Genomic DNA, 23,898 nt, shown 5'->3' with positions numbered 1-23,898 from the left:
CACGGGCAGTGCYCGAGCCCCCGACCCCGAGGACGTATGCCGCCCACAGCGATTCGTGGGAGGGCTTGCGCCGTCAGCCGGCTCGGTCGATGACGGCTGCGGCGGCACCGGCCAGTTCGACGCCGAGCGAGCCGAAGGTGTGCCCCCGTCGCCCGGCGATCCGACTGGCGACGAACGCGTCGGCGACCGGCGCGGGGGAGAGCCGGACGAGCAAGCTCGCCTGGAGGGCGAGCGCCAGCTGCTCGACGACGACGCGGGCGCCGAACGCAGCTTCCGGTGACGACGGGTCGAGCGAACGTACTTGTGCCAGAGCGGCATCCGTGTGCGCATCGAGCTCGACACTCTGCCCACGCGCCTCGTGCAGCTCCTTCGTCAGCGCCTCGAGGCTCGCCGGCTCTCGCGTGACGGCGCGCAGGACGTCGAGCGCGTTGACGTTGCCGGAACCCTCCCATATCGAGTTGAGGGGGGCCTCGCGGTAGAGCCGGGCGAGACCGTTCTCCTCGACGTAGCCGTTGCCGCCGAGGCACTCGAGGGCCTCCGCCACGAGCGGGGCCGTGCGCTTGCACACCCAGAACTTGCCGAGTGCCACACCGAGCCGGGCGAGCTCGCTCTCGCCGGCGTCGACGGCGTGCGCCAGCCGCAGGCCCAGCACCGTCGCCGCCTCGGCCTCGAGTGCGAGGTCGGCCAGCACGTTGCGCATGAGCGGCTGGTCGACGAGCAGGGACCCGAAGGCGGTGCGGTGCCGCGCGTGGTGCACGGCGCGGGCGACGGCGTCGCGCATCGTGGCCGTCGAGCCGAGGATGCAGTCGAGGCGGGTGGCCTGCACCATGTCGATGATGGTGCGGACGCCCCGTCCCTCGTCACCGATCCGGCTGCCCCAGGTGCCGTCGAGCTCGACCTCGCTCGAGGCGTTCGAGTGGTTGCCGAGCTTGTCCTTGAGGCGCTGGAGGGCGAAGGCGTTGCGGGCGCCGTCGTCCAGGGCACGCGGCACGACGAAGCAGGTGAGCCCGCCGGGCGCCTGGGCCAGCACGAGGAAGACGTCGCTCATCGGCGCCGAGCAGAACCACTTGTGACCGGTCAGGCGGTAGGTCTCGCCGAGCAGCGGACCACCCGGCGCGGGGACGGCGCGGGTCGTGTTGGCCCGCACGTCCGAACCGCCCTGCTTCTCGGTCATGCCCATGCCCGCGATGGCCCCCGCCTTCATCGCCACGGGCCGGATGCCGAAGTCGTAGCTCCGGCTCGCCAGTGCGGGCAGCCAGCGGGCACCCACGGTCGCGTCGTGTCGCAGGGCCGAGCCCGCGGCATACGTCATCGAGACGGGACAGCCGTGTCCGGCCTCGACGCGCGACCAGAGGACGAAGCCCGCGGCACGGCGCACGTGCGCGCCGGACCCGCTGGCCGACGTCCACGGCTCGGCGGTGAGGCCGGCACCGACCGCCTGGGTCATCAGCCAGTGCCACGACGGGTGGAACTCGACCTCGTCGACACGGTTGCCGCGGGCGTCGTGGGTGCGCAACACCGGCACGTGGGTGTCGGCGAGCCGCGCGTGCTCCTGTGCCTCCTCGGTGCCCGCCAGGATCCCGAGCGGGGCGAGGTCGGCGACGGCGGCAGGGCCGGCCCAGCGCTCCACCGCCTCGCGCAACGCGACGTCGCCGGTGAGGAAGTCCCCGCCGATGAAGGGCGGGGCCTGGTTGGTCACCTCGTGTGTGCTCACCCCGCCGAGACTAGGCGGCGATCGGCGTGACTGGCTGTCCCGACGCGTGTTGCCCGGATCACTGGTGATGCGCGCCGCGTGACCCCGTTAGCCTCGGAGGCGATGAGTGCACGGACGAGGACGCGGGCAGTGCTGGAGCGGGTGCCGTGGGGCGTGCCGCTCGTGAGGCTGACCCTGGAGACGATCCGGGTGTGTCTGCGCTACCGCGTCACCGGGCTGGCCGCCGAGGGTGCCTTCTTCATGCTCCTCAGCCTGCCGCCGCTGGTTCTCGGGCTCTTCGGCGGCCTCGGCTTCGTCGGCGGCTGGCTCGGCCCCAACACGATCAACAGCGTCGTCTCGTCGATCCAGGTGTACGCCTCGCGCTTCCTGACCGAGTCGAGCATCAAGGAGCTGCTCCTGCCGACGATCGACGACGTGCTTCGCGACGGACGCGTCGACGTGATCTCGGTGGGCTTCATCCTGTCGCTGTGGTCAGGCTCGAGGGCGTTGAACGTGTTCGTCGACACGGTGTCGATCATGTACGGGCAGAAGGATGCTCGCGGGATCGTGCACATGCGCGCCTTCAGCCTGCTGCTCTACACCCTCGGCATCCTCTCCGCCGTCGTCGTGCTGCCGCTGATGCTCCTCGGGCCGGGACTGCTGGCGTCCTGGCTGCCGGAGGCGGCGGCAACCATCACGAAGGCGCTCTACTGGCCGACGCTCATCATCTTCAGCGTGGCGCTGCTCGCCTCGATGTACCACGTCTCCACGCCGCGGCGGAGTCCGTGGCGTCGCGACGTGCCCGGCGCCGCCCTGGCCATGGCGATCTGGATCGGCGCGTCGTACGTCGTGCGGATCTCGCTCGAGGCCTCGATGGGCGGTTCCTCGATCTACGGCCCGCTCAGCACGCCCATCGTCCTGCTCGTGTGGTTGTACGCGCTGGCCGTGGCCATCCTCATCGGAGCCGGCCTGAACGCGGCCGCGAACACCCTCTGGCCCGTCGCCCTGCACCAGGGCGCCGACGTTCGCCTCGTCAACTGGGCGATGGAGGGGGCCGGGGGACTGCTGACTCGCGCCGAGGGCGACGCAGGGATGTCGGACGCCGACCCACCGACGGCGGCTGACGGCGTGGACGACTCGGACGGCGTGGACGGCTCGGACGGCGAGGACGGCGAGGACGGCGAGGACGGCGAGGACGGCGAGGGGCGCGGCCGCGACCGGCAGTTCGAGAGCGGGCACCGCGGGCCGATCACGGCAGCGATCCAGCGGCGCGCGGGGGACGGCGCGACGGCTCCGCAGGAGGCGTCGGACCCGGCCTCGCGGCCCTCGTGAGCAGGGGTCGGTCCGTGGCTGGACGGGCATGAGGACCGGTTTTGTATCTCGTGCATCGATCGGCTAATGTCTAGCAAGCACCGAGCGGGGAAGTTACACCGCTGGTGTTTCCGCGGACGTAGCTCAGTTGGTAGAGCGCAACCTTGCCAAGGTTGAGGTCGCCGGTTCGAGCCCGGTCGTCCGCTCGGAGGCAAAGATCCACTTGCCTTCCACGGTGGAGTGGCCGAGAGGCGAGGCAGCGGCCTGCAAAGCCGCGTACACGGGTTCAAATCCCGTCTCCACCTCGGTGAGACACCACGAAGTACCAGGCAGGACAGCACCACCCACGGGCGATTGGCGCAGCGGTAGCGCGCTTCCTTGACACGGAAGAGGTCACTGGTTCAAACCCAGTATCGCCCACCAGCACGAAACAGCCCCTGACCAGCGGAAACGCGGGTCAGGGGCTGCTTCGTTCGGGGGTCCGATCGGCTCCGAAGCGGTGATGCTTGACTAACTGCTTGACTAAGGATCCGTTTTCGAGGGCTCGTCGGGTCGGTCAGAAGATCTGTCTGGTGCCCGGAAGAGTCGGTCCATGGCCTCGGTCCCTTGGGTCAGTACTGGGCGTAACTGCTTGCGGTAGACGGCCTCGGTCACGGTCGTGCTGCGGTGCCCGACGAGGCGCGAGATGTCCTCCAACGGCACGCCGGCGTCTGACATGAGTGAGACGAAGCTGTGGCGCAGCTCCCGAGGCGTCCACACCTGGTCGTCGAGTCCGGCCCTGCTCACCACGGCGCGGAAGGATCGCCGTACATTGGCGGGGTCCAGCGGCAGGCCCTCGCGGGTGCAGAAGACGAGATCGTGCTCCCGCCACGCGTCCGTGATCTCGCTACGCCAAGCGTTCTGGGCATCCAGGTGGCGACGGAGGGAGTCCACCGCTCGGTCCGGGAGCCGGAGGGTACGGCGTGACATGCGGGTCTTAGTGTCGCCTCCTTCACGGACGGAACGCCACACCTGGATGCTTGGCGGCCGCGGAGGGTCGGCGTCGGCGTCTCCTTCGAGGTCGAGATGGGACCACGTGAGGGCTCTGAGTTCCTCGGTGCGGGAGCCGGTCAGCAGGCTGACCGTCACATATGCCTCCATCTCGGTGCCTTCGACAGCCTTTAGGACGGCCGTCGCCTGATCGAGGGACAGAGCCTTTGACGGGCGGCCGGCCCTGCCGTGCGGGACCTCGCAGTGGAGGGCCACATTGCGGCGGAGCCGGTCGCGAGCCACCTGTCGGGTCAGGGCGCGTCGCAATATCGAGAGCAGGCGTTGCAGCGTCGATCTGGAGAGGTCCGACGACTTCCCCTTGAGCCATCGGTCCACGTCCTCGGCGGTCAGCTGGTGCAGCTTGCGCGCACCCAGATCCGGGATGATGTGCCTTTCGGCAAGGATTCGGCAGGTCGTGACCGTCTTCACGGATCGACCGCTCAGGCCGAACTCCAGCCAGTCCTCGACTGCGGCAGCTACTGTTATCCGGGCAATCGCCTGGATGCCATCCTCGCGGTTCCGAAGCAGTTCCTTGAGCTTCGCCTTCGCCTCGGTCTTGGTCTTTCCCGCACCTGTCTTGACGATGCGCTTGCCGTTGGGCAGGAACCCCACCTGGGCGGTCGCGATCCAGCGCTGGCGGCTCTCGGAGTAGTGAACGCCGCCTTCGCCCCGGCTACGCCGCGCCGCCATGGTGATCAGCTTCGAACTCAAGCAGTGCCACGTAACGCTCCATGGCGTTGGCGGTCACGTAGCAGCGGCGGCCTTGGTGCACGGTCTCGAGGCGGCCGGCGCGAATCTGCTCGTAGATGACCGAGCGGCTCATGCTGAGCAGCGCCATCACGTCGGGGATGTTGTACAGGACGCGTTCGGCAACGGCTGTCATCAGGTCTCCTTCAAGTGATCCTGCGACACGAACGGGATCGAGGGGCCACTATCGGAAGTCCACTGGCGTTGCTACGCGGACCTGGTGCTGGATCGACTCTGGGCCGTTGATCATGCCGAGCGGCAGTCCACCGAGGCTCCGCCAACCCGTGGCTGTCGGGCCGACTCGCGGCGAAGTGACGCATGAAGCGTGAGGGTCCTGGTGCTCGACGTCAAAGTCTGCTGGCCAACGCGGCAAACCCCAGTCGCGGGTCCTGACGATGACGTCGGGGCTGATCCAGGTCGGTTTGCAGAGTGCCCCGCGTCAAGCTCCCGTCGCTCGGTAGAGCGACGTGATCTGCATAATCACATCGCGAACCGTGTCCCACCCCGCCACCGCGTCCCCGCTGGGGAGGTTCGGCGCCTTTGGGGTCAGCCGCTTCCTCGTAATCGCCTGCACCTTCGCGGCGATTGCATCCGCTTCATTGGTCCAGCCGCGGTCACGCAGGGGCTGGATCGGTATCTCCAGAGTGTCCCAGTTCGCAAGGTAGACGTTGGCGACCGAGGCTAGGTCTCGGGTCTTCAGGAGAGCGCCAGATGGCGTCTCCTGCACCAAGAGGCCGAGCTCTTGGGCCAGCTGAGTAGCCAGTTCGATCAATCGAATGGTGTCCGGCTTGGACGATGCGAGCGCTTCTTCACGAGTCGGCGTCCGCCGCCCTCCAGAGGCTTTGAGCGAGGCGGCCGCGGTCCGTCCGTACACGGCGGGCACGATCACAGTCCCGGGATAGCCTTCCGCTCGGTATTGCTTCACCTCGACCGCGAACACCTGCGCCGGGTTCATCTGCTCGTTCAGGAATTCCGTGATGCGCATCAGTTCGTCAGGTATGACGTCTGCGACGAAGACCATGCGGATCCGACCCGCCCTGAGGTTGTCGGCTATTGCCGAGAAGAAGTCGTCGACGGTGACGTTCGGGTCGTCGAGGAGTCGGCGAACCTCGGTCTCCGGGTCGTTCCCGATCTCTTCTTGGGTCTTGATCAGCGACGCCCGCAGATCGCCTAGCGGCCAGTAACGAACGCCGTTAGCCGCATAGTCGAGCATCTGCCCGACTACTTCTCGGCGAATCCGGGTGTCAGTCGATCGCTTGACCTCTACGAGCGTTGGCACCGCGTCCTGATCCACGAAGAGGTGATCAACGCTCCAGCGTCCCGACGACTCCTCACGGTCGGGGACGGGCTGTTCGCGTCGCATCAGTAGCCATCGTCGAGGAGCCTCGGGCGTCATCTGACCACCGGCCAACAGGTCAGGATGCGATTCCAGCAGCTCTTGGAGCACGCTCTCGTACTCGTAGGGAGTCGGGACCATGGAGACCAGGGCGCCCTCTCCGTCGATATGGAACAGCCCATCGCCACTCATAGCGTGATCTTGTCATCCCGCCCGGATGGCTTCCCGTTTTCCTCGGCCCCGCTCGTCGTTCGGGCACGCTGGAGCCACACTGGGCCACCTGTCTTCGGGGAGGACGGTAAACCGTCAAGGTCCACGAGAGCGGGGCGCCGGTTAGGCGCCCACGACATCTGGCGTGGAAGCCGAGGTGGTCCGCCACGCGGTAACCCGCTGCCGCCGGTCCCAGGGATCAACATCACCGCCGGTGAGGAGTCCTTGGTGCAGCGTGCTGGCGCCCGGACCCTTGGCCAGAGGCCGCGATGGACGGTCGGCTCGCGGCGGTGTGACGCACATCTGCTTGATCGTCGGCGGAACCGCGCGGGCCCGCCAAGATTTCGGCAATGTTCAGTGCTGAGGGGCGTTCAGTCCACATCAAAGGTCACGAGGCCAACGGTTGCCCGTCGCGGATCTGAGTGCAATACGGCACCTCAGACCTCCGTCTCTGAATCGGTCGTCCTCAGCTGGGTGTGCGCCAAGATGAGTGCACCGGACTCGAGGAGAATCAATGGACTACGACCGGCTAGCCGCTCTTGCGCGACCAGCGCTAATCACCGCTGCGATGCGCCGCTCGACGCTCACCTATGGGGAACTCGCCAAGGCGATTGACTTCGACTCCCAGGTCCCGTTGAGCCACCACCTGAACCGCGTGCTTGACCTCGTTTCCGACGAGTGCATCGCGGCCGGTGAGCCATCGCTCGCTGTACTGGTCGTCAACGCACAGACGGGGGAACCCGGTGACGGCTTCACCGAGGGAACGCTGACGTGGATGGCCGAAGCGCGAGCTTGTTTCAAGAGGTGGTCGCCCGCGTGAGACGCGGCGGAGTTGACGCTGGTGTCGCACCGCAAGTCAGACGCCTGCGACGTAGGCGGTGAGGAAGTGAACGCCGTGTCGGTCGAGGTTGCCGCGGGCGCGGTCGTAGTGCTCAGTGGTTCGCGGGTCGGCGTGCCGGGCGAGAATCTGCGCGTCGCGTAGCGGCACGCCGGCGTCAAGTGCGTTGGTGATGGCGGCGTGCCGTAGCGAGTGGGGGCTGATGTGCCGCGGGATCCCGGCGCTCTTCGCGATGCGGGCGACCATCCGGTACACGTCGCGTCGGTCGACCGGCTTGCCGGAGACCGGCCGTAGGACCAGCGGCCCCGCCGTTCGTTGGCCGCGGCAGGCCTCGAGTGCACGGAGCACGGGGACGGTCACGGGCATGGTGGCAGGCTTGTTGCCTTTGCCGATTAGGTGCAGGACGCGGTGACCGCGGAGGGTGTCGGCGTAGTCCTCGATCCGCACGGCCGCGGCCTCGGAGGCGCGCAGGGCGTTGATGCCGAGCAGGTAGGCGAGGGCGCCGTGGTGGACGGTGATGGTCTGGGCGACTTGGAGGAAGCGGATCAGCTCGAGGCAGTCGAGTCCTTGGGTGCGGGATTCGTCGCGGTGGATCTTGGGCAGTCGAGCGTAGACGGCTGGGTCGGCGGTGATGAGGCCGTCGATGTGGGCGAAGCGGAAGTAGCCGCGGACGGCGTGCATCATCGTGTTGACCGAGGAGTCCATGAGCCCGCGGTCACCAAGTCCGCGGATGTAGAGCTCGACGTGGGCTCGCTGGATACCGGCCAAGGCGTCGAGCCCGTTGGCCTCGCACCAGGCGAACCACTGCCTCAACTGGAATGCGTAGAGGGAGTGAGTGCGCCCGGAGTAGCGGGCCAAGTAAGAAACCGCCGCCAGTTGCGCCGTTGACATCGTCGCAGGCTGGAACGGTAGAAGAGTCGTGGGAGCGGACATTGAGTCACCTCACGCGGCGACTGACTTCGGCCAGACCCCGCTCGCCGCCAACKCGGTCGGGCATCTAGGCGCATCGACGCTAGACCCGTACTTTGCTCGCCTCCGCAGGCGGCGATAAGACGCACCTCCACATAACCAGCCCGACCGGCCACGTTCAGCGCCGCATGGTTCGCGTGACTGGCAGGGCCTGACTGGGAGGGCCGTCCCTGACGCAGCCGCTGGGTCCCGATCGTGATTCCCGCTGGGGAGGGACTGATGCCCGCAGCGCCGGGACCGGGCTGCCGGGTTACCTGAAGGCTCACTCAACTCTTTGGAGGAGCCATGAAACGGGCAGAAGCCATTCTCTACTTCGGCCGTCACGGGGCTGGCGGACTCAGGCACGCGGTTCGGCGCACGATCGCTCCCATCGCCTTGGTGCTCGCCGTGGTTGGAGTACTGCTCGGCGCGCCGCCGGCCGTCGCCGGGCCAGACGCTCGCGGCTCAGTCGTGCTCACGTTCGACTCGAACGGGATGACCCTGAGCCGCGACGAGGTCCGAGCCGGCGTGGTCACTTTCACGCTAAGGGCACCCGACTTGGACGTCGGATCCGCCACCATGTTCCGGCTGCGTGGGTCCTCGACGCTGGATGACGTCCGGCTCGACTGGCAGCACGAGTTCTCCGACGATCAAGCCATTGCGGCTCTGGCGACGCGTGACTTGTCGCGACACGCGGTGTTCGTCGGTCTAGCTGAGGTGACCAAGGGGCGGATGGTTTCGGTGACTCAGCCGCTCACCCCGGGGGTGTACTACATCCAGGACAGCCAGGATGCTGTCGAGGGGACCAGGCACATGATCCGCCTCCGGGTATCCGGGAACGGGCCCGAGCAACCGAGCCGCGCGCTAGTCGCGCAGCCTCTGATTGCGTTCACGCCAGGGAACCGCATAGAGGTCCGCGGCGCGCTGCCCGCGACGGGGACCGTGACCCTGCGGAACCGGACCGGGTCGATCCAGTCGTTGAACGTGTGGCCGGTCAATGCCGGCACAACTGATGCCTTCCTCCAGGCCTGGTTGGACGCAGGCGCGCAGGGTGACCCCGGCTTCTTCATCGGCGGGCCCACGACCGCCTTCGTCGTCATCTCACCCGGACGCACAGCGCAATTGAGCTGGGACCTGCCGGCAGGCACTTATGCGCTCTTCGACGAGGTCCGCGACGACCACTCGGGCGTCTCGCGCGTGTTCGAGGGCATGCACCACGTGGTGGTTCTGAAGTAGGGGGACGGCCCGGATCGGCGTCGGCCGATCCGGACCCACCCCTGAGTGCGCAGAGGAGACTGATCAGAGTGAGCACGAATCGCCTCGCGCAGCTGCGGGCCACGGTCGTGGCGGCGATCGGCATCGTCGCGGTGGCCTTGTGGCTGGCCGTTGCGCCGCGGGTGGTCGTCGCGGACTACGACGGTGGCTGGCCGAGCGCTGCGGCCTTGGTGGCGTGTGTGCCCGTAAGCGTGCTCCTGTGCGCCCGGCTGCCCGGCGCAGCAGTCACCCGGGTCATCGCCGTGTTCACGCTCGGCACAGCAGTAACCCTCCTGGACGAGGCGATCGGGCTGTGGCCCTATGTAAGCGGTCACGCAGCCGTGCCAGCCCACGTTGAAGGGCCGTTGGGCAGTCTGACCGTCGCGCTGTGGGTGACCACCCTGCCGATGCTTCCAGTGCTGCTTGTCGTCTTCCCCGACGGGGTGCCGGTCTCGCGGTGGTGGCGGGCGGTCCTCGTGACGCAGCTGGCCGCGGTCGTTGCCGGCGTTCCCGTGCTTGTCGACCAGGGCGACGGACAGATGTCCCTGCTTTCATCCGTGACGGGCACGGTGGCCGGAGTGGTGATCCTGGCCTCAGGCATGCTTCGTGCCGTGGCCCTGACGTGGCAGTGGAGGCGCGCGCAAGGCCAGCGGCGAGCTCAGCTGACGCCGTTCGTCGCAACGGCCGGGGCTCTCGCTGCGTTCTACGCCCTGACCGGGACCTATCTGGCTCTCACCGGACGGGACGAGCTCGGGAGTCCGGTGGTGTCCGCGGTCCTGTTTGCGTTGGTGTTGGCGGCGCTGCCGTGCGCGCTAGGCGTGTCCGTTTTGCGCCACCACCTCTTCGGTATCGAGGTCATGGTCAACCGGGTGGCTGTGGCGACACTTCTGTCGTTGCTGCTCTTTGGTGTCTACGCCGCGGTCGCGACCCTGGTGGCTTCGGCGACCGGCGGGGGCGGCCCCCAGTGGCGTCCCCTGCTCGCCGCTAGCGTCACGGTGGCTGCACTCGGCCCTCTTTACCGCGTTGCACGATCGATCATCGACCGCGCCATGTTCGGCGACCGGGACCGGCCCGACCGGGTGCTCGGGTCCCTGTCGGCGAGCCTGGGCGATGCCGTGGACCCATTCCAGCTGCCGCAGATCATCGTCCGCACCATCGCCGAGACCCTGCGACTTCCCTACGTCGCCCTGCACCGGGCAACCGCGTTGGCCTCGGCAGCCGGCTCGGCACCAGTCTTGGTGTCGTCCCCGCTGGCGGTCATCGGCCAGGAACCAAACCCCCAGCGGATAGACCACTTCGACATCTCCTTCGGCGGTGACCGGCTGGCGCAGCTTTCCGTTGGGGCAAGGACGGGCCAAAGCGCCCTCACCATCGCCGACCGCCGACTGCTCTCGGACCTTGCCCGTCAGGCAGGCCCGGCTCTGTACGCCAGCAGCCTCGTCGAAGAGCTGGCCCAGAGCCGAGAGCGACTCAGGCGCGGCTGGATCGAGGAGCGCGCAGTTATGAGCCGAGCACTGCACGACAGCGTCAGCCCTACCCTGGCGGGGATCGCGCTAGCCGCAGCTGCTGCCCAGCTACGTGCGCCAGGCGACCCCGGCATATCGGCCCTGCTGGATCGCATAGAGCACGAGGCCGGCGCCGGCTCGACAATCCTTAAGGCACTCCTCGCCGGGCTTCGACCGCCCGGCCTGGACGACGTCGGCCTCGTGCCCGCCTTGGAGCACCGCGCTGCGGAACTCGAAGCCGTGGCAGGCCTGCGTTTCGAGATCGACGCGCTGGATGGGCTCCCCGCGCTGGATTCGCACGTGGAGGAGGCCGCCTACCTGGTCACGGTCGAGGCCATGGCCAACGCCGCACGACACGCCGGCGCCAGCCGATGTCACGTCGAGATCACTGCTGCCGCGGGAGACCTGCTCGTAGCCATCACCGACGACGGCGGTGGGCCAGGCGGGGCCCACCGCGACGGGAACGGGCTGCGGTCGGCACGCGAGCGTGCCCAGGCCTGCGGAGGAACGCTCGTTCTCGGCGCCCGCGAACGTGGAGGCACTCGGGTACTCCTCACGCTTCCAGCCTGGACACAGTCATGAACATCCGGGTTGTGCTTGCCGAAGACCACCCCCTGTTCCGGGACGCGTTGGAAGCCCTGATCGAAGGCCTTCACGGCCTCGAAGTTGTCGCAACCACCAGCACCGTCGAAGGGTTGCTCACGCAGGTCGCCTCCACCCAGCCCCACATTGCGGTCGTCGACCTCGGCCTCGCCGACGGCAGCGCGAACAGCGCACTCGCTCGGCTACGCGAGATAGCCCCCGGCTGCCAGGTGCTCGTTCTGACGAGTGCCGATGACGACGCAGCCGTTTACGCCGCGCTGCGGGCCGGCGCGCACGGCTACCTGCTGAAGTCCGCGTCGCCCGCGGACATCGCCCACGCCATCCGCACCGTCGCCGCCGGCGACGGTCTCTTCGACGGCTCGGTGGTTGATCGGATCACCCGCCATCTCACCACCGGCGGTCGCGCCTCGACCACCACGGTGTTCCCCCAGTTGAGCCCCCGCGAGCACGACGTACTGGCAATGGTCGCGAGCGGCTTTTCAAACGCCGAGATCGCCGACAACTACGTCCTGAGCCTGAAAACGGTTCGCAACCACGTCTCCAACATTTTGACCAAGATTGGGGCAGCAACCAGAGCTGAGGCCATCGTTCTGGCCCGCGACGCTGGACTGCCAGTCAGCTCACGTCGACCCCGCTGAGCCGGAATCGCCATCCCATCGTCAGCTCCAAAGCGTGCCGGCCGAATGTACATCCTCACTCGCCAGACCCCGTTGCTCGAAACAGCGGACGACTCGCGGCGGTAGGACTCACCTAGATCGAGTGTCCAGGGGCGGTGTCCGTGCAGGGTCTAGCGGGCTCGGAAAGGAGCCGCAGCGCTTCACCGCACCGAACGCCGCCCTGCTCCTGCAGACAGCTACAAGTACTACTGCGTGTCTTGCAGGATCAAATTGAGCCCGTCGTCAGGGTGATAGGTCCAGCGCGCTTTGATGCCGTCCCACTCGTCGGTCTGCTGACCGTCGAGAGCCCGGGTGGTCTCCATGTGCTTCTTGACTGCACTGCTTACGTTGAGCTTTTCCAGGAGGCAGTCGGTCTGCTCCATACGTAGCGACGCGCCCTTCTCGTCCTTGCCGATGCCACTAACGGTGACCGTGCGACCGCCGTCGTCCACGCTCACTTGACTTCCGATCCCGCAAGCGTCGCGAGCATCTGCAAATCGCGTGGGTCCTGACGCGGCTGTCGTCGAAGGCACCTGGGCCGTGGGATCGGCCGCTTTGCCGCATCCAGCGAGTGCCATCGCGAAGAGAAGGACGCCTGCTGTGAACTTCATTGACTCTCCCCGTGATCTGCCACCGGTCATTCTGCTGGTTGGCTCGAAGGAGAGAAGGGTCGCACGAGGGACGGAAGCGCTCGACACCGGTGGCCTCGCGACAGCCAACAGCAAGATGATGGCGCATGTCGATCTGCCCACACTCGCCTAACCGAGGACGGCCCAAGGGCGGCGCCCGTGCTCGTAGCCTCTTGGCGGTTGGAGGCCGCCCGTCAGGCGGCGGATAGACACACCTCTCACCACGTTTCTGGTCCGCCGGGAGCGGGTGCTGTTGTCTGCTCGTTTCACCTTAGGCAGGGTCCGCGCGATCACCCCTCGGTTACGGGAGATGCGCGCGCATGGTTGAGAGCGGCGGTAAAGCGTCTAGGGTCCTCTTCTAGTGCATCCTGCAGTAGTGGTTAACGGATCGAGCGGCGCCTTCGGACCCATCAACGTAAGTACCACTCAGATGCGCAGGGGTGTTGAGGCGAGAGCTGACGAGGGACCCAGGCTCCATCCCTGGCCGGAGGACTTGCGTGAGCGACTCGACGAAGAGACCGCCACGATGCTGAGTGCCTTTCACGCGTTCGTGGTCGGGGCGTCGCCTGACATGTACCGGCCGGACAGTGAGGCCGCGTACAGCGTCCTTCACCATGCGATGAACGACGTGCTCGCTCTGGTTGACCATGTCGTCCGTGGCGATGGCCGGTCAGCCGCACGGGCGGCACGTGCGCTCTGCGAGCACTTGGTCAACTATGCGGACGTCACGACGTCGTCCGACATGACAGAGCGCTACATGTCCCATACTCATGTGACAGACGACCTCATTGCCCAACGCGCCCTCTACTTCCGGGCGCCGGGAGGAGGTCATAGACCGAGGCAGACGAAGTGGCAGCGCGAGATGCAGCGGGTCGCCCGTCAACCGCTTGCTCAGGCATTGGATGCCTACGGGACCGCGTACCGACGCGGCTTCACTCCCCGAACGTTCAGGGATCGGGYGAACGAGCATGAGTACCCGGATGCTTACGACGGCTACCGCATCCTGTCAGGGGTCATGCACGGCGCGGCCGGAGGACTCCACGGAACTCGCGAGACCATCCGTGGGAGCATGGTGCTCCGAGTCGGACCAGACCTGCGCTTGGCCGCACTCGCCTATGTCGAGGGCATGAACTGGTGGTGCCAGTTGCTCGAGCGGGTGCTCGCACAGCAGTCAAGTTCACGACTAGACGTCCTTGCCGGGGTTTCGAAGTATCTTCGCGACGCTTGGCCCCGTATCTCTGACGCACTTCACGCTATGGACCGAGCCCTCTGGCCTGTGGACCCGCCAGCGCCTGTGCACACCGTGTTGGCCCTCTATCCACGCGGGGATCGTTGGTACGTCCATAGGCCTAGCGAGTGGACGCTCACCTTGGCTGTGCCACCGCAGGGCGAAGACGCGGTACGGGCGGTACGCGAGGCACGTCTTGCATATGGCGACTACCGTCCAGCAGACGCTGGCGGGCGACCAATGACATTTGCGGTCCCGCATATCAACGTGGACGAGGCGGCCGGAGCCCCAACCATCAACAGTGCGGGGATTCTCATGCCTCAAGACGTGCTTGGGGGCCTTCGAGCACTCGAGGACAGGTAGGCCAACGAAAGGCATCTCCCAACGTTCAAAACAGCGAAACCGTCGTGTTCGTCATCCATGCCACCGCGCGGCGGACGCGCACTGATATGCCCCCCGCGTCCACAGACCGTGATCTTGGACGCTGCCGCTTCGCGGCGGATAGACGCAAGCTGAACTACTTCGAAGCGGCATGCGGCACGTGCCATGGAGGTCCCTGCCAAGGCAGCGGCACACCGGGACCATCCGAACCATCGACACTAACGCCGATACCCGAAAGGCCTGCGGAGGATGAGCACCGTCTCCATCCCGGGGACCAATTCCGCGAGCGATCAGGCCGAGAAGGTGCTACCCCCACGTGCCGTTCTGCGGCGACGCGGCGCCGTCGATGTCCGGGGCCATGTCGCCTAGGTGCGGGCCGGGTCGGCACGCTAGCCACGTGGGTCAGTTCATCGAAGCGGCGCCGAGCCTCTTCGTCGCGAAGCTTCCAGCGCGCGACCCAGTCGGCAGCGAGAAGCGTGTAGATCAACATATCTAGAACGACGAGAGCGGCCACGATGAGGCCGCCCACGATCCAGAGGACGGGCGCGGAATTCTCCGTCACGACGAGCGTTCCCACTGCGGCCAAAGACAGGGTGAGGGATGTGGCGAGGAAAGTGTTGGCCTCCTTGGTGCTCGGCCGGTTCCCCCGTCGGGCCGCCAGTCGAGACACCAGGAGGCCGAAACCTCCGGCGGCGAGGAGCAGCAGAATGCCGCTCAGAAGGCCGCCGAGGGCATTGGAGACCGTCGCGGTCCAGAACTCACCCATGGCGTGAGTATGCCGCCGCTCTACCGGACCGAGACCGGAACGCGCCGTACCGTCTGCGCTGTCACCCCCACTCTCGGTGAAGGGACGTGCAAGATGCAGAGCGCTGCGGCCTCGTCCGGTTGTTGCCTCTTCGCGGTGGAATGCCGCACGTCGTGGTCCGCGGTCGGAGAGATCGTCACGGGTCGGACGGGCCTCTGGTCGGTGATCAGCAGAGGGAGCGCGCACGCCGTGTGGTTGTCTAGCGCTTTGGGCCAGACACACTTCTTGGAGATGGACATTGCTGACTTTCAACGACCTGCTGGCTCTGGAGGGGATCGAAAGCACCGGAGTGCGCCTGGTTCGACACCAAGACAGCCGGCTGGGACGTGGCCGGCTGTACGAGGCGTGGCTGAACGACCGGGACGCGTTCGAGAGTTACCAGAGCGTCCAGAGCAAGGACAGGTTTCCGATCGGTGGCTTCCTCGCCGAGTTCGTCGTTACCGAGGCGCAGAAGACGGTCTTTGTCGGGATCTATCGAGTCGACGGAGTCGGTCGATGTCCGTCCGGTAGTACCGATGCGCTGCTGAAACACGACATCTCCGGGCACTTCCGCTACGACCTCACACTGCTGGACCAGTTGGCCGACTACCGGGACAGGGTTGTCATCGCCTGGGGTGCCGGGACGCGGAGCTGGGTCCAGCGGGCAGCGAACCAGCCCAAGCCTGTGATCGAGATCGCCGAGCAGTACGAGCCCCGTTTTCCGGGCTTCCGCGAGTTTGTCCGCCCGGTCGACGACATCCCGACGCTCCCTAACGGCTGGCAACAAGTCCTCCGCAGCGTCAAAGGCGTGTACCTCTTGGTCGACCTCGACTCAGGCCGCCAATATGTCGGTTCGGCCAAGGGCGCGGACAGCCTGTTTGGCCGCTGGATGGAGTACGCCACCGACGGCCACGGAGGGAACATCGGGCTCAGGAGAGCCGCATCGGGTGGGCGGCGCCGCTACCAGGTGTCGGTGCTTGAGGTGGTCGACGAGAACACCCCGGACGCCTCCATCGAGCAGATCGAGTCCTACTGGAAGTACAAGCTGCTGTCGCGCACCTTCGGCCTCAACGTGAATTGACGGGCTTCGGCGGAACCGTCCTCCGGCTGAACTAGCCCCACCCGTGTGAAGGAACGTGCCCTTCTCGCGACGGAAGGAGGCAATTGCCTTTGCCGTTTCCCCATTCTCACGGGGATCGTTTCCCATACGGTGATCTCGTGGACGGGGGATTCGAAGGGAAGCGCATGCGTCTGCGCTGCGCCGGCGCTTGTCGGGTCTGTGAGACGCAACTCCACGCCGGCGCCGTGGCGATCTACGAGCGGACGACCAAGAGCGTCCGATGCATCAATCACGATGCAAGGACTCCGGGCGAGCCCGCGGTCATGGGAGTGCTCGAGCCCCCCGCCGCGGCAGTGATCGAGTCCGCTGTCGTGGACGTCGTTGAGGCCGGCACCGCGGGAGCGTCAGCGCGGCGTGAGTTTGAGCGGCGTACGGCGAGGCGTGAAGAACGCATCCGGACCGAGCACCCGAAACTGGGCGGCCTCATCCTTGCACTCTCCGACGAGCGACAGTCAACGACTGCCTGGGACGTCGGCGCCGCTGGAGAAGAACGACTCGGCAAAGGCCTCGACCGCTTGGCATCAGACACCGTCCGGCTGTTGCATGACCGGCGGATCCCGAAGAGCAGGGCGAACATCGACCACCTCGCCGTGACCGCCAACGGCGTCTATGTCATCGATGCCAAGAAGTACCAAGGCCGTCCTCGCCTCAAGGTCGACGGCGGCCTCTTGCGGCCCCGCGAGGAACGACTGCTTATCGGTTCACGCGACTGCACCAAACTCGTCGACGGAGTGCTCAAGCAAATCGACGTCGTACGCGGACTGCTCGACATCGAGGTCCCGGTCCACGGCGTGCTCTGCTTCGTCGAAGCAGACTGGCCCCTCATCGGCGGCACCTTCACCACACGTGGGGTGCAAGCCCTATGGCCCAGAAAGCTCTACCCCCAGCTGGAAGCGGAAGGGTCCTTCGCCACCCACACCATCGCCGAGATGCACCGAAAGCTCGCCCACGCACTACCTGCTGCTTGAAGGGATCCGGTGCGCCCGACACGCGGTGGTGTGACGCAACCCAGATCCTGACCCAAGACCCGTTGACTGCTGCGACGCAGGGAATGTCGAGGCGACATGGACAGGCCTCGCTAAAGTGCCTTCGGCGAAGGTCCGCTGTGCTCTGGGCCCGCGTCGACCACTGCGTCCTCGCGAAGGACGTTGTCAGTCCCGGCTCAACCGATACTTCCTATGCGCGTGAAAGTACCCCTGCCGTGACGACGTCCACCCGACCGCCACAGTTTCCACAAGCAACTCGACGTCTTTGCGCAAATCGGGTGGCAAGCCCGCCAAGCCGCGGAGTGCCTCCACCCGCCCACCATGAGTCACGCTGACAAAGCCCTGCTCGAACAGAGCGTCACAACCTAGAAGGCAAAGAGGCCAGCCCACACTGGGCATGTCCAGCCGCTCGGCATCCGTACATAAATGCCGCGGCTTGATGTGAGCAGCTACCAGCAACGACTCAGGCAGCACTCGCCCGCACATCCCACATGTTCCCGTGGCGTGCGGATCGCCGGATCCGATCCCCAGCGCACCACGGAGGTATCGCTGCTCGCGCCGACCCATGCGCTTGAGGGCCACATCGGTACCTCCAAGCCGACTGGCAAGATCCACGTACTTGGCGGGGTCACCTCCGAGAGGAGCCTCCCGCGGATGCTCCAGATCGTCCACGCCGAAACCCAGCTCGCGAAGAGGAACTGCAACGTTGACACGATCCCCGCGCCAGGGGCCCTCAACATCCAATCCCGCCATGGCTCTCGCCCCCAGAAGCAACGCCATCGCGTCGATCTCGAAGTCGCCATCGACCACCACGTACTTGTGGGCGCGTGGCGCGCCAAACTCAGCCAGGAATGCCTCCTGACCGATCGCTCGCCATCGTTCGATCGCCGCCTCGACCTGCGCCTGGGTCAGCCCTGAGGCAAGACCCGTCCTCCGGAGGCGAGAGGCCACTTCCACTGCACGCAGGTTGCGCATGAGTTCCAACCGGTCTACAGGGCGGGTCATGCCGAACGTGATTGTGATGCGCTTGCGCTGGTTGCCCCCACCCACCTTGCGACTGCTCCCAATGTCTCCTTGGGGTCGGGTGAAACTTCTGCGCAGCTCTTCAAAGTCCTCGCTCGGGCCTGCCGTAAACGGGTACGGGCGCCCGTCGATGTGAATGCGACGTTCCTCTTCGCTCAGCCCAGCCACGCGGCGGCTGTCGACGACGGCATCTTCTATGGAAGCCCCCAGCCCAGCGGCACGCCGGAGTAGTTCCTCGAGGAGGCGTGGGTAGTCGGGATTGCGCGTTCCTCCGCTGACGGCTGAGCCGCCAGCGCTCTCGATGGTGATACCGAATCGACCGTCTTCCTGGATGGGGCCGATGTCGAACGCCGCGTCAATCTCGTGCAGGTCTGACGTTAGAAGCCGCATGTTCGCAAGGTATCAAGATTCCGGATTGTGCCTTGTTACGTGCTCGACCGGGCGACCCAGAGCATGGAACCCGCGTCGTCGCAGTTCAAAATGCGCTCATTCGGACCCGCTGCACTCTGGCAATGCCCAGCGCTGCTCCTCGAGCAGAAGGCTGGTGAGCGCGGCGGCGAGATCCCGGGCGGGATCGGTGGGACGGATTGCTCGATGCGCTCGCCGGCCGCGATCCTCCAAGAGGAGCCGTTCTCCCAACCGAGTGCTCGGTTGAGCCGCGGCATCGGCCGACGCCTTCGCGCGGTGGGCGCCCCCGGTCGCGGTCGTCAGCGCCTGTACCCACTTGGCTGTCGGGCTCATGTGGCCTGAAGTCGATAGGGCGTTATCCCTATAGCGAGCCGTTGCTCGTCAACCAGCCTCCTCAGTCGCAGCCACGAGGCCTGATTCCTGGGCGGCGGAAGAATGTGGTCGCTTCGCGGCGAAAGGACGCATGTTTCGAGGTAGCTTCGTTGACCACCCGGCGGCGGGTCTTGAGCGGTCATTTTGAGCCTGAGTTGTAGGCTCAGCCACCTCGCCGTGTTCGCCCGGTCGCCCCTACAAACCCTCGGAACTGTGGGGTGGGGGCCTCCTCGTCACACTGGGGAGGGTGTGTCTCCTGGGACGTGGGGCCCGCTGTCGGCGAGCCGAGGAAATGAGCCGGCCTGCCAGGCTGCGGTCAGGGCGGTGGTGTCCTCGGCCAGGACGGACTCGGCGCCGCCGAGCAGCCGCGGCACACTGCGCTCCCATGCGCATACCTGTGTCACGTCGTGGTTGTCCGGCCAGGCCAGGCGATGACGGTCCCGACAACGTGTCGCGCCGGGGCGTTCCCAGCTCGGCGCCGTCACCGCCCTGACGGAGCCGTCCGCTCCATGAGGGCTCCGCTCGAAGTGCCCGGGTCATGGGATCCGGTTTGTTCAGGCGACGGTGCGTGCCGGAGTGCGCTTTAGGTCGGGACGGAGCTCTATGTTCACGGGGAAGTCGGGTTCGTCGACCACGTCACGGACGTGGGCAACGACGACGTCTTCCAGATGCGTGCGCAGCTTGTCGATGTCGACGGTGTCGGTGATGTCGACGACGAGGGCCAGCCCGAGGTGCGGCCGGTCGTGCAGCCGGGCAGAGGCACCGGTCACGCCGGAGATGTCTTCGACTTCGTCCTCGATCGCCCCGGTCAGGGCTGCGGCATGCAGGGTCGTGTAGCCCTCCCGAGCGTCCGTGGTGCGATCCAGCCGGGAGACCCGGTGAGTCCGGATCTGGGCAAGCAGCCACAGCAGCGCCAGAACTGCAACCAGAAGCGCGGCACCGGCCACCGCCCACCAGAACCATGGATTGTTGTCAGGGTAGGTGCGTAGCTCTCCTGAGAACACAGGGCTGGCCGCCCGCGTGGTGCCGAAGACGCCCAGGCTCAGGGCGAGGCCCAGTCCTGCGGCAACGACGAGGAGCAGCCCCAGCAGGAGGAGCAGGACCCGGTTGACGGTGTCGACTCGGCTTCTCATCGCCGGTCCTTCGCGTAGATCTGAACGTCGAGGCGCCGTTCCCGGGCCAGGCCCAGCGAGTCCAAGCGGGCCCGCGCCGCCGACTCCACATCTTGGGCGAGGCCGGACTCCGGGCGGCTGCCCCGAGCCTCGATGCGCGCTTTGCGACGTCTGACCGAGGCATCGGCCGATGTGACACCCGACGTGCGGGAAGCGGCGGCAGCCAGAGACCGCTCCACGCTCTTGCGCGAGGCCTTGACGTCCACTCCCGACGTGCGAGGACGAAGGGACAGGGTCGCGGGCTTGCCGCGGCGCAAGGTGAGGACGAGCAGAAGCAGCCCAACAAGGAGCAGGCCGACCAAGATCGTCCTCACCGTCCGGTCGTCCCAGTTTCGCTCGCTCATCCACGCGGTCCACTGTGTGAAGTCCACCAGCCACGGGGCCTGGCCCGCCGCGGCCAGCGCCACCTCCACGACGACGAGCAGTGAGGCCAGGAGCAGAGCCAGCGCCAGAAGGGCGGCGAGGGCGCGCGTCAACCACTGAGTCGCTGTCATGTCATCTGACCCGCGGCCGCGTCGACTTGGGGACCGTCATCGATACGACCTCGACGTCGATGTGCGCGACCTGGACCCCGGTGAGCGAGGTGACATCGTGGCGGATGCGTCGGCGAACCTCGTCCGCGACCGTCCGCACAGACCGGGGCCACTTCACTGCGATGGTGGCTTGGATGCGCGCGATCCCGTCCTTCACGTCCGCGCTCACGCTGGCGGCATCGCTGGGCCGCGCGTCGCCGAGATTCACCCCGAGTAGGCGTCTGGGTGCGGCTGCCGCCCCTGAAACGAGGGACACGGCGTGGCTCGCGACCTTTTCGACCACCTGGTCGGCGACCTCGAGTCGGCCGGCGTCGTCGCGCGGACTGGGGGTGATGTCCTTGCCGGTCACCGAGCTCGGCATCGCTTGCGGCCGGTCGACGGCTTCGAAGGCTGTCGCGTTCATCGTGACGATCGGCCCCCGCCGAGGTACTGATTGATGTCGACGTCGCCAGCCACCACCTTGCCGACCACCAAGCCGATGATGCCGAGCGCGGCCGTGATGACCAGGCCCTCGAACCCGCGCGCAGCCCATGCAAGTCCGAGGATCAAGCCAGTGAAGAGTCCAACAATCGCGGGGTGCATATCTACCTCCATGGAGACGCGGTGCGGTGTGTCGTCGGTTGATGTGCGAGTGGTTCAATGGACCCGTCTGGGCCGTCGAGTGCGGAAGGGCCGGGGTGGGTCCAGAACCCACCACCGCCGGCGTCTGACGAAACGCACCTCCGTGGGTGGCCCTTCGGTTTCCGAGCCCTGGTCGAGGCGCCGAAGGACTTCGATGAACTCGGCCGGATCGCCGCCCAGGTCAGGATGGTGTGCCCGCATGACTGCCCGTCGACGACGACGAGCCTCCACATCGGAGCGCGTCGTCCGAAGGGGCTCCGGTTCGGCCTTCATACGGGTCCTTCAGGAGGGAACTCGTCCGCCGGGTCGCCCGTCTCCACGTCAGCGACATGGACGTCAACGTCTCGACCCTCGACCAACGCCGCCAACGCACCTCGGACCTGCTTCTCGAGTGTCCGCACCGGTGTGCCTCGCGACAGGACGACCGACACGAGTACTCGGTCCTCCTCGACACGAACCCCGACGACGCGACGGCCGGGGAGGTAGGTCGCCACGAACTTCGTGCCGCCGGGATGCAGTCGGGCCACGGCAGGGCACGCGACCACGGCCGCCGCCAGCAAGTCGACGTCGAGCAGTTCCTGTGCAGGCATGCGTGGGGACCCGTCACTCGACCCGGCGCTGGGTTTCCTCTGACTGGGAGTCGTCGGTCGGCAGGTGGACGTCGTTCACCATCACGTTCACCTCGGTCACCTGAAGACCCGTCATGCCCTCGACCGCCTCGATGACATTGCGCCGGACGGCTCTGCTCAGCTCCACGATGGAGATGCCGTACTCAGTGACGATGTCGAGGTCGATGGCGGCCTGACGCTCTCCCACCTCGACGGAGACACCCTGTCCCACCGATTGCGAAGAGCCTGGGATGCGCTCCCGGAGCGCCCCGAGGGTGCGGGCTGCTCCGCCGCCCAGGGCGTAGACGCCCGACACCTCACGGGCCGAGACACCTGCGATCTTCTGGACCACACTGTCAGAGATGGTCGTATTGCCCTGCGATGTCTGCAGTTTCGAAGGGGAGCCCGACCCTGACGTCGAAACCTCGGTCGCCGGCCCTTTGTCGGATCCGCTCGACTGGGCGGTGCTGGGATTGCTCGTACTCATTTTGCTCCTAGGCCACTTCGCAGGAGGGAAGCCGGCTTCTGGGCTCCCGGTAGAGACGTACCCCCCCACCGTAGCGCGCCATCAACGCTCCCCTTCATCTGCCGCGAAGAACCGCCGGGCAGGCTCGCTCCTGCGTCGACGTCGGTGAGGTGCCGCTCTCGCTTCTTGACGATGACGGGCGCCATCATCGCTACCCGCGCCAGAGTCACTTCCCACCGGATCCCAACGCGGCGGAGTGACTCACCTTTGACACGCCGCCCTCGTGCGCACGTGCCATCCCCCGGCACCCGGTTGAGGATCGATACTGTCAGCTCTTCTTGAGCTCCTCCGCGAGCATCACGATGATGCCGCTGGGGCCGCGGACATACGTCAGCTTGTAGACGTCTTCGTAGGTCGCTACGCCGCGTAGCGCATGGCAACCGGTGCGCGGCAGCAATCTAGAGAGCCTCGTCGAGGTCATCGACCGAGAAGGCAACGCGGTGCATGCCGATCTCGTTCGGTCGGGTGGGTTCCGTCGCTTTGCGTTGGGGTGGATGTACTCGAAGAGCTCGAGACGACCGTTCCCGTCCGCAGTGACACATGCTTGGGCGAAGCACACTGGAATGGATGCGCTGGCGTCCGGGGAGGGATGGCATGAAACTGAGCGACAGGCCTTGGGTGGGCACCTACTTGGTTCGGGGCGAGGATAGGGAGGGCCCGTACTTTTACACGGGGAAGGGCGACCCTCTCCGCGCGCACGCCTCGCTGCATGCCCGGCGCGGCCAAACCGTCACAATCTTGGCGTCGCACGTTGGTGACAGCGTGGCCCTGATCGTGGAGACCGCAGTCCTACAGGCGTTGACGGCAGCAAACGTCCGCTTGGTGAACGGTATAGGTGGTCACGGCACAAAGCAGCTCGCTCCTGCCGCAGCCCTGGCGGCAAGCCTAAATCCGCTCAATGGCAGCCCTCGCCGAACGCTGACACCGGTGGAAGTCGGACCAGCGGTCGTGGTCCCCCTCAACCTCATCCATGGACACGTCCAAGGCGACGTGCGCCAGTCCGTCTACCGCCAGTGGCGCATGAGCAAGGAAGTGGTGCACAAACTTCGCCGACTCATCTCTGCCGGGGTGGCCATCCGGGTGCTTGCCGTGGCGCCTGGAAATGTAGTGGCTGCGAGCTACCTTCTCACGGCGGTGAAGACGTTCCCTGCTGGTATGCCGGCGGCCGGATTACGCTACTTCGCTCTTTCCGTCGACGGGCACGCGGGTCGATTGCGGGGTCACTACTCGCCGGTCACGCGGCAGGTGGGCGTCCGCTATGTCACACCCAACGGGCACGGTGCCCGGGCCCTGCTCGCACTCCCACTGTGAGACCCACCGTGTCCGCCGAACAGGCGGCTACTAGACGATTCCTTCAGGATCGTTGTCCGGCCAGAC

At 66.6% G+C, this 23,898-nt stretch carries 21 protein-coding genes, 3 tRNA genes and 1 pseudogene; 11 read left to right on the top strand and 14 right to left on the bottom strand.

The genetic code is table 11. The features are described from left to right. Positions 1 to 73 precede the first annotated feature (73 nt). Positions 74 to 1,714 (bottom strand): acyl-CoA dehydrogenase family protein, encoded by a 1,641-nt coding sequence (locus AC1DP0_RS00650; protein ID WP_478081813.1) that lies wholly within the window; start codon positions 1,712 to 1,714, stop codon positions 74 to 76. 102 nt (positions 1,715 to 1,816) lie between these two features. Between AC1DP0_RS00650 and AC1DP0_RS00645 the strand changes: the two genes are divergently transcribed. The 4 genes from AC1DP0_RS00645 (at position 1,817) to AC1DP0_RS00630 (ending at position 3,427) form a co-directional block, all read left to right on the top strand. Then, the gene (locus tag AC1DP0_RS00645; RefSeq protein ID WP_478081811.1) at positions 1,817 to 3,025 is read left to right on the top strand and encodes a YihY/virulence factor BrkB family protein; all 1,209 of its coding nucleotides are present in this window, start codon (positions 1,817 to 1,819) and stop codon (positions 3,023 to 3,025) included. A 112-nt stretch (positions 3,026 to 3,137) separates the two neighbouring features. After that, positions 3,138 to 3,210 (top strand) — tRNA-Gly (locus AC1DP0_RS00640). A 28-nt stretch (positions 3,211 to 3,238) separates the two neighbouring features. Beyond that, positions 3,239 to 3,309, top strand: a tRNA-Cys gene (locus tag AC1DP0_RS00635). A 43-nt stretch (positions 3,310 to 3,352) separates the two neighbouring features. Continuing rightward, a tRNA-Val gene (locus AC1DP0_RS00630) sits at positions 3,353 to 3,427 on the top strand. A 99-nt stretch (positions 3,428 to 3,526) separates the two neighbouring features. On the opposite strand, the gene AC1DP0_RS00625 is transcribed toward AC1DP0_RS00630, so the two are convergent. The 3 genes from AC1DP0_RS00625 to AC1DP0_RS00615 all read right to left on the bottom strand — a co-directional run bounded on the left by AC1DP0_RS00625 (position 3,527) and on the right by AC1DP0_RS00615 (position 6,308). After that, on the bottom strand, positions 3,527 to 4,744 hold the full coding sequence (locus AC1DP0_RS00625; protein WP_478081809.1) for a site-specific integrase: 1,218 nt from the start codon (positions 4,742 to 4,744) through the stop codon (positions 3,527 to 3,529). Beyond that, the gene (locus AC1DP0_RS00620; protein ID WP_478081807.1) at positions 4,707 to 4,916 is read right to left on the bottom strand and encodes a helix-turn-helix domain-containing protein; all 210 of its coding nucleotides are present in this window, start codon (positions 4,914 to 4,916) and stop codon (positions 4,707 to 4,709) included. The genes AC1DP0_RS00625 and AC1DP0_RS00620 overlap by 38 nt, the downstream gene beginning before the upstream one ends. Positions 4,917 to 5,219: 303 nt before the next feature. Further along, positions 5,220 to 6,308, bottom strand: a complete 1,089-nt coding sequence (locus tag AC1DP0_RS00615; protein WP_478081805.1) for a hypothetical protein — start codon at positions 6,306 to 6,308, stop codon at positions 5,220 to 5,222. Between the two features lie 532 nt (positions 6,309 to 6,840). Here AC1DP0_RS00615 and AC1DP0_RS00610 point away from each other — a divergent pair. Beyond that, complete coding sequence (locus AC1DP0_RS00610) at positions 6,841 to 7,146, top strand: hypothetical protein (RefSeq protein ID WP_478081803.1); 306 nt, start codon at positions 6,841 to 6,843, stop codon at positions 7,144 to 7,146. A 36-nt stretch (positions 7,147 to 7,182) separates the two neighbouring features. Here the strand turns inward: AC1DP0_RS00610 and AC1DP0_RS00605 are convergent, their stop codons facing one another. Further along, a complete protein-coding gene (locus tag AC1DP0_RS00605; RefSeq protein WP_478081801.1) occupies positions 7,183 to 8,055 on the bottom strand; it encodes a tyrosine-type recombinase/integrase in 873 nt (290 codons plus the stop codon). A 363-nt stretch (positions 8,056 to 8,418) separates the two neighbouring features. Between AC1DP0_RS00605 and AC1DP0_RS00600 the strand changes: the two genes are divergently transcribed. From AC1DP0_RS00600 to AC1DP0_RS00590, 3 genes are all read left to right on the top strand, one after another. Further along, positions 8,419 to 9,348, top strand: coding sequence for a hypothetical protein (locus AC1DP0_RS00600; protein ID WP_478081799.1), 930 nt, complete (start codon positions 8,419 to 8,421; stop codon positions 9,346 to 9,348). Positions 9,349 to 9,455: 107 nt separating this feature from the next. Next, entirely contained in the window at positions 9,456 to 11,453 is a 1,998-nt protein-coding gene (locus AC1DP0_RS00595; protein WP_478081797.1) for a sensor histidine kinase, read from the top strand. Then, positions 11,450 to 12,112: a response regulator transcription factor gene (locus AC1DP0_RS00590; RefSeq protein WP_478081795.1), complete on the top strand. Its 663-nt coding sequence runs from the start codon at positions 11,450 to 11,452 to the stop codon at positions 12,110 to 12,112. Before AC1DP0_RS00595 ends, AC1DP0_RS00590 begins: the two co-directional genes overlap by 4 nt. 224 nt (positions 12,113 to 12,336) lie before the next feature. Here AC1DP0_RS00590 and AC1DP0_RS00585 read toward each other — a convergent pair whose 3' ends face one another. After that, a complete protein-coding gene (locus AC1DP0_RS00585; RefSeq protein WP_478081793.1) occupies positions 12,337 to 12,588 on the bottom strand; it encodes a hypothetical protein in 252 nt (83 codons plus the stop codon). A 2,823-nt stretch (positions 12,589 to 15,411) separates the two neighbouring features. On the opposite strand from AC1DP0_RS00585, the gene AC1DP0_RS00580 reads away from it, so the two are divergent. Both AC1DP0_RS00580 and AC1DP0_RS00575 read left to right on the top strand, forming a co-directional pair. Beyond that, entirely contained in the window at positions 15,412 to 16,233 is an 822-nt protein-coding gene (locus AC1DP0_RS00580; protein WP_478081791.1) for a GIY-YIG nuclease family protein, read from the top strand. Between the two features lie 224 nt (positions 16,234 to 16,457). Further along, complete coding sequence (locus AC1DP0_RS00575; protein ID WP_478081789.1) at positions 16,458 to 17,240, top strand: nuclease-related domain-containing protein; 783 nt, start codon at positions 16,458 to 16,460, stop codon at positions 17,238 to 17,240. 183 nt (positions 17,241 to 17,423) lie between these two features. Here the strand turns inward: AC1DP0_RS00575 and AC1DP0_RS00570 are convergent, their stop codons facing one another. The 8 genes and pseudogenes from AC1DP0_RS00570 to AC1DP0_RS00535 all read right to left on the bottom strand — a co-directional run. After that, positions 17,424 to 18,671: a ScoMcrA-related endonuclease gene (locus AC1DP0_RS00570; protein WP_478081787.1), complete on the bottom strand. Its 1,248-nt coding sequence runs from the start codon at positions 18,669 to 18,671 to the stop codon at positions 17,424 to 17,426. A 944-nt stretch (positions 18,672 to 19,615) separates the two neighbouring features. Next, positions 19,616 to 20,194 carry an alkaline shock response membrane anchor protein AmaP gene (amaP, locus tag AC1DP0_RS00565; protein WP_478081785.1) on the bottom strand — a complete coding sequence of 193 codons (579 nt, stop codon included), beginning with the start codon at positions 20,192 to 20,194 and terminating at the stop codon, positions 19,616 to 19,618. Beyond that, a complete protein-coding gene (locus AC1DP0_RS00560) occupies positions 20,191 to 20,727 on the bottom strand; it encodes a DUF6286 domain-containing protein (RefSeq protein WP_478081783.1) in 537 nt (178 codons plus the stop codon). Before AC1DP0_RS00560 ends, amaP begins: the two co-directional genes overlap by 4 nt. 1 nt (position 20,728) lies before the next feature. Then, complete coding sequence (locus AC1DP0_RS00555) at positions 20,729 to 21,115, bottom strand: Asp23/Gls24 family envelope stress response protein (protein WP_478081781.1); 387 nt, start codon at positions 21,113 to 21,115, stop codon at positions 20,729 to 20,731. Positions 21,116 to 21,165: 50 nt separating this feature from the next. Then, positions 21,166 to 21,348, bottom strand: coding sequence for a hypothetical protein (locus AC1DP0_RS00550; protein ID WP_478081779.1), 183 nt, complete (start codon positions 21,346 to 21,348; stop codon positions 21,166 to 21,168). Between the two features lie 308 nt (positions 21,349 to 21,656). Then, entirely contained in the window at positions 21,657 to 21,977 is a 321-nt protein-coding gene (locus AC1DP0_RS00545; protein WP_478081777.1) for a hypothetical protein, read from the bottom strand. 13 nt (positions 21,978 to 21,990) lie between these two features. Next, on the bottom strand, positions 21,991 to 22,482 hold the full coding sequence (locus AC1DP0_RS00540) for an Asp23/Gls24 family envelope stress response protein (RefSeq protein WP_478081775.1): 492 nt from the start codon (positions 22,480 to 22,482) through the stop codon (positions 21,991 to 21,993). Between the two features lie 307 nt (positions 22,483 to 22,789). Beyond that, positions 22,790 to 23,056, bottom strand: a pseudogene (locus AC1DP0_RS00535) (VOC family protein); the annotation flags it as partial. A 59-nt stretch (positions 23,057 to 23,115) separates the two neighbouring features. On the opposite strand from AC1DP0_RS00535, the gene AC1DP0_RS00530 reads away from it, so the two are divergent. Then, the gene (locus AC1DP0_RS00530; protein ID WP_478081773.1) at positions 23,116 to 23,832 is read left to right on the top strand and encodes a hypothetical protein; all 717 of its coding nucleotides are present in this window, start codon (positions 23,116 to 23,118) and stop codon (positions 23,830 to 23,832) included. The last annotated feature ends 66 nt before the right edge of the window (positions 23,833 to 23,898 follow it).

The sequence above is a fragment of the Terrabacter sp. P5_B1 genome, assembly GCF_056400505.1.
Note: the sequence above shows the minus strand (reverse complement) of the source record. Positions and strands in the feature narration are given on the sequence as shown.

Bases quoted from the DNA above. Each gene is read 5' to 3' on its own strand.
- AC1DP0_RS00645 (WP_478081811.1), top strand. From the start codon at position 1,817: ATGAGTGCACGGACGAGGACGCGGGCAGTGCTGGAGCGGGTGCCGTGG.
- AC1DP0_RS00620 (WP_478081807.1), bottom strand. From the start codon at position 4,916: ATGACAGCCGTTGCCGAACGCGTCCTGTACAACATCCCCGACGTGATG.
- AC1DP0_RS00615 (WP_478081805.1), bottom strand. From the start codon at position 6,308: ATGAGTGGCGATGGGCTGTTCCATATCGACGGAGAGGGCGCCCTGGTC.
- AC1DP0_RS00610 (WP_478081803.1), top strand. From the start codon at position 6,841: ATGGACTACGACCGGCTAGCCGCTCTTGCGCGACCAGCGCTAATCACC.
- AC1DP0_RS00605 (WP_478081801.1), bottom strand. From the start codon at position 8,055: ATGTCAACGGCGCAACTGGCGGCGGTTTCTTACTTGGCCCGCTACTCC.
- AC1DP0_RS00600 (WP_478081799.1), top strand. From the start codon at position 8,419: ATGAAACGGGCAGAAGCCATTCTCTACTTCGGCCGTCACGGGGCTGGC.
- AC1DP0_RS00590 (WP_478081795.1), top strand. From the start codon at position 11,450: ATGAACATCCGGGTTGTGCTTGCCGAAGACCACCCCCTGTTCCGGGAC.
- AC1DP0_RS00570 (WP_478081787.1), bottom strand. From the start codon at position 18,671: ATGCGGCTTCTAACGTCAGACCTGCACGAGATTGACGCGGCGTTCGAC.
- amaP (WP_478081785.1), bottom strand. From the start codon at position 20,194: ATGAGAAGCCGAGTCGACACCGTCAACCGGGTCCTGCTCCTCCTGCTG.
- AC1DP0_RS00560 (WP_478081783.1), bottom strand. From the start codon at position 20,727: ATGACAGCGACTCAGTGGTTGACGCGCGCCCTCGCCGCCCTTCTGGCG.
- AC1DP0_RS00550 (WP_478081779.1), bottom strand. From the start codon at position 21,348: ATGCACCCCGCGATTGTTGGACTCTTCACTGGCTTGATCCTCGGACTT.
- AC1DP0_RS00545 (WP_478081777.1), bottom strand. From the start codon at position 21,977: ATGCCTGCACAGGAACTGCTCGACGTCGACTTGCTGGCGGCGGCCGTG.
- AC1DP0_RS00540 (WP_478081775.1), bottom strand. From the start codon at position 22,482: ATGAGTACGAGCAATCCCAGCACCGCCCAGTCGAGCGGATCCGACAAA.
- AC1DP0_RS00530 (WP_478081773.1), top strand. From the start codon at position 23,116: ATGAAACTGAGCGACAGGCCTTGGGTGGGCACCTACTTGGTTCGGGGC.